Annotated in this window: 1 protein-coding gene; it reads left to right on the top strand. The window is 57.0% G+C overall.

Annotated elements, in window-relative coordinates:
* The coding region (locus C5469_RS22605) for a condensation domain-containing protein (RefSeq protein ID WP_166310925.1) at nucleotides 1-2,279 on the top strand (2,279 nt) is incomplete at both ends.

Genomic DNA, 2,279 nt, shown 5'->3' on the forward strand with positions numbered 1-2,279 from the left:
TCTCGATCCGTTCAGTGATAAACCGGGCGCCCGCATGTACCGCACCGGGGATTTGGCCCGCTACCTGCCGGAGGGCAATCTGGAGTTCCTGGGCCGTAACGACCATCAGGTTAAAATCCGCGGTTTCCGGATAGAGCCAGGGGAAATTGAAGCCCGGTTGGTAGAACATCCGGCGGTGAATGAAGCGGTGGTACTGGCGCTGGGTGGCGGGCAGGAGAAACGGCTGGTGGCTTATGTGGCGGCGGAAGCCCATGAGGGACTGGTCAATAGTCTGCGTACCCACCTGAGTGCTATTTTACCGGATTATATGGTGCCGTCGGCCTTTGTGCGGCTGGATGTGTTGCCATTGACCCCGAACGGTAAGCTGGATCGTCAGGCGCTACCGGCACCGGACAGTGAGGCGTTTGCCCGTCAGGTCTATGCGTCGCCGCAGGGGGAGACAGAAACTACACTGGCGGCCATCTGGCGTGAATTACTGGGGATTGAACAGATCAGTCGGCACGATAATTTCTTTGCTTTGGGAGGCCATTCGTTGCTGGCGGTACGGATGATGAACCGGGTAGCGGCGTTGGGTGTTGAACTGCCGCTGACCACCCTGTTTACGTCTCCTACTTTGATGGCTTTTGCTGAGGTCATGGCGGCCCGGTCTGGTCAACAGAACGCTAGCCTGCCGGCCATTCTGCCGATATCCCGCGAGGAAGCGCTGCCGTTGTCATTTGCTCAACAGCGCCTGTGGTTCCTGGCTCAGTGGGATGGTGCCAGTGAGACTTATCATATCCCGATGGCCCTGCACTTGTGTGGTCAACTGGATATCGTGGCCTGGCAGCAGGCGCTGGATACCCTGTTCGCCCGTCATGAGGCGTTACGTTCTGTCTTTGTCTCGGTTGACGGTCAGCCGCAGGTACGGCTGTTGGAAGTGGATAGTGGCTTGCCTTTATCTCAACATGACCTGCGCGGACTCCCGGATGCCGACATAGTGCTTGAGCGCTTGAGTGCCGGCGAAGTCCATACGCCATTTGATCTTGACCGTGGTCCGCTTATCCGTGCCTGCCTTATCCGGCTTGCCGATGACGAATACCGGTTCCTGCTCACCCAGCATCACATTATTTCCGATGGCTGGTCTGTCAGTGTGCTGATACGTGAACTGAACGCGCTCTATACGGCGTTTCTGGCCGGGCAACCGGACCCGTTGCCACCGCTGGCGATTCAATACCCGGATTACGCCGCCTGGCAGCGCCAGTGGCTGTCGGCTGAACGTACCCGGATTCAATCCGACTATTGGCGTACCATGCTGGCTGACGCGCCGGTTCTGCTGGATTTACCCACTGATCGGCCCCGTCCGCCTGAGCAGTCGTTTGCTGGCAATGTCGTGCCGGTTAATCTGGATGCGGAGTTAACGACCGCCCTGAAACGTCTGAGTAAGCAACACGGTGTCACGTTATTTATGACGCTGTTGTCCGCCTGGGCGATAGTCCTGTCGCGCCTGTCAGGTCAGGAAGATGTGGTGATAGGCACGCCGAGTGCTGGTCGCAGTCGTCAGGAAGTGGAGCCGTTGATCGGGTTCTTTGTGAATACGCTGGCGTTGCGCATGGATTTATCGGGTGAACTGACCGTGGCTGAATTACTGGCGCGTGTACGGCAAACCGCCTTAGCGGCACAGGAACATCAGGATTTACCGTTTGAGCAGGTGGTGGAAATCGTACAACCGCCACGCCGACTGGCGCATACGCCGTTGTTCCAGGTGATGTTTGCCTGGCAGAACAATGAGAACCCGGAATGGACGCTGCCGGGGCTGGGCGTGTCAGCGGTCGATCATACTATTGATAACGTCAAGTTTGATCTTGATCTTAGCCTGGCAGAAGAGGAGGACAGGATTGTTGGTGCTCTGGGTTATGCCACGGCCCTGTTTGATCAACAGACCATAGAACGGCAGGTGGGATATCTGCATACGGTATTGCGAGAGATGGTTGTTCCTGCTCAACAGCGGATCGGGGAAATCAATATTCTGCCCCCGGCAGAGCGCAGGTTGTTACTGGAAACCTGGAACGCGACGGAAACAGCCTACCCTGACCAGTGGTGCGTTCATCAGTTGTTTGAACAACAGGTAGAGAAAACCCCGGACGCAACTGCGTTAGAGTATGAAGCACAGACTCTCAGTTATGCGCAATTGAATGCTCGCGCCAACCGGCTGGCCCATCAGCTGATTGCTTTGGGCGTGGAGCCGGACCAGCGGGTGGCGATTTGTGTATCACGTTCCCCGGCTATGGTGGTGGGCATAT

This window comes from Photorhabdus cinerea (assembly GCF_011189575.1).
Classification (GTDB): Bacteria; Pseudomonadota; Gammaproteobacteria; order Enterobacterales; family Enterobacteriaceae; genus Photorhabdus; species Photorhabdus cinerea.